General features: G+C 68.9%; 1 protein-coding gene and 1 pseudogene. One reads left to right on the forward strand and one right to left on the reverse strand.

From position 1 onward, the window contains the following. Window positions 1-181: 181 nt before the first annotated feature. Complete coding sequence (locus tag BFF77_RS32590) at window positions 182-1,129, reverse strand: SCO0930 family lipoprotein (RefSeq protein WP_066957180.1); 948 nt, start codon at window positions 1,127-1,129, stop codon at window positions 182-184. 224 nt (window positions 1,130-1,353) lie between these two features. Here BFF77_RS32590 and BFF77_RS36425 point away from each other — a divergent pair. Further along, window positions 1,354-1,564: pseudogene (locus tag BFF77_RS36425) on the forward strand (hypothetical protein); the annotation flags it as partial.

Raw genomic sequence — 1,564 nt, forward strand, 5'->3', positions numbered from 1 at the left:
TCGCGGCCAGGTACCTGGCCGGTTGTTCGAGCCGAGGCTACTGATCGACCGCCAAGAGGGCGAGCCCAAACGGAAATCAGCGATCCGTTCTTGGTCACACGCCGACGGCACGTGCGACCGGTCCGCCGTCACACGGAGGGGTGTGACGGCGGACCGACGGGCCGGAGCCGCAACGTGGGGACTACTTCGGCGCTCCGACCAGCTTGGCATTCGGGGAAACCGCGAACCAGGTGCCACCGACGCCCTGACCATTGGTGTCGCCCGGCTTTGTGTCACCGGTGAAGGTGTAGATCGGCCAGCAGTCGAGACTCTGCTGCTTGATTCCGTCGGGCCTGTCGAAGGTCACGTAGCCCTTCTCGATGATGCCTTCGGTGTCGTTCTTGTCGACGGGGGCGACAACCGGCCACTTCTCCAGACACTCACCGGTGCAGGCCGACGACATCGGCCAGGCGGTGTCCTTCTTGAACCGGTACACCGTCATTCCCTTTGAATCGACCACAATGTCGCCGAGCTTGGGATCCTTGCGGACGGACAGGCCCGGCAGGTCACCGGCGGTGACCTCCTCGCCCGAGGCGGCACCGGCCGGAGCCGCCTTCTTGCCGTCGGGGGCGGAGGCGAACCAGGTGCCGCCCACGCCCTGGCCGTTGGCGTCGCCGGGGCTGGTGTCCTGGGCGTACCGGTACATCGGCCAGCCCGCGATGGTGAGCTGCTTGGTGCCGTCGGCCCTGGTGATCTCGCCCAGCAGCGAGGGGTCGGTGCCCGGCGCGGCCTCGGCGTCGCCCGCGGCCACCACGGGCCAGGCGGTCACACAGTCGCCCTCGCAGTTCGACTTGGGCGGGTTGGCCGTGTCCTTGTCGAAGCGGTAGAGCGTGAACCCCTCGCTGTCGGTGACGACCTCGCCGAGCTCCTTGCTGTCCCACACGGCGAGTTGACCGGCCGGCTTGGCCTCCGCCGCGGCACCCGTGTCGGTGCCGTATCCGCTGTCCGCGCCGTAACCGGCGTCGGCCGGCTTGGCGGCGCCGACGGACTGGCCGTTGGTGTCGGTGCCCTGGTCCTGACCGCACGCCGTCGTCAGGGCCAGTACGGCCGCCGCGGTCACCGCGAGCGAGGCGTTCCGCCAGGTGTTCATGTCAACTCCTGTTGTTCGTAAGCCAGTTGCTGCGCCTGGGTGCGCCTTTCATGGCCCTTAGTACGGGCCGGGACCACCGCCGCGTTCAACGTGGGCGAAAAAACTTTTGGCGGTCTTCGCACGGCCTTCCGGCTGCCAAACCTCCCGCGGCCCAAATGCCCCTATCCGGGGGAATCCGAGCAACTTCCCGCGTGCCGCGGCGAAATGGGGAACAAGCTCCTGCCGTGTATGGATCACTTGTCGGACGACTGCTCGCGGCAGTCGCGCTCATATCGCTGTCGGCCGTTCCCGTACCGGCCGCGGCGCACAGCTGCGCCTACGCCTCGCTCGGTCCCGGCGGCCTGGGCACGGTGGTGTCCGTGGCGGGCGGCGGCGACTGCCGTCCTACGCCGACTCCTCCGCCACCGCCGAAACCGCCGCCGCCCGCCACGGACA

The organism is Streptomyces lushanensis (assembly GCF_001700515.1).
GTDB classification, from domain to species: domain Bacteria; phylum Actinomycetota; class Actinomycetes; order Streptomycetales; family Streptomycetaceae; genus Streptomyces; species Streptomyces lushanensis.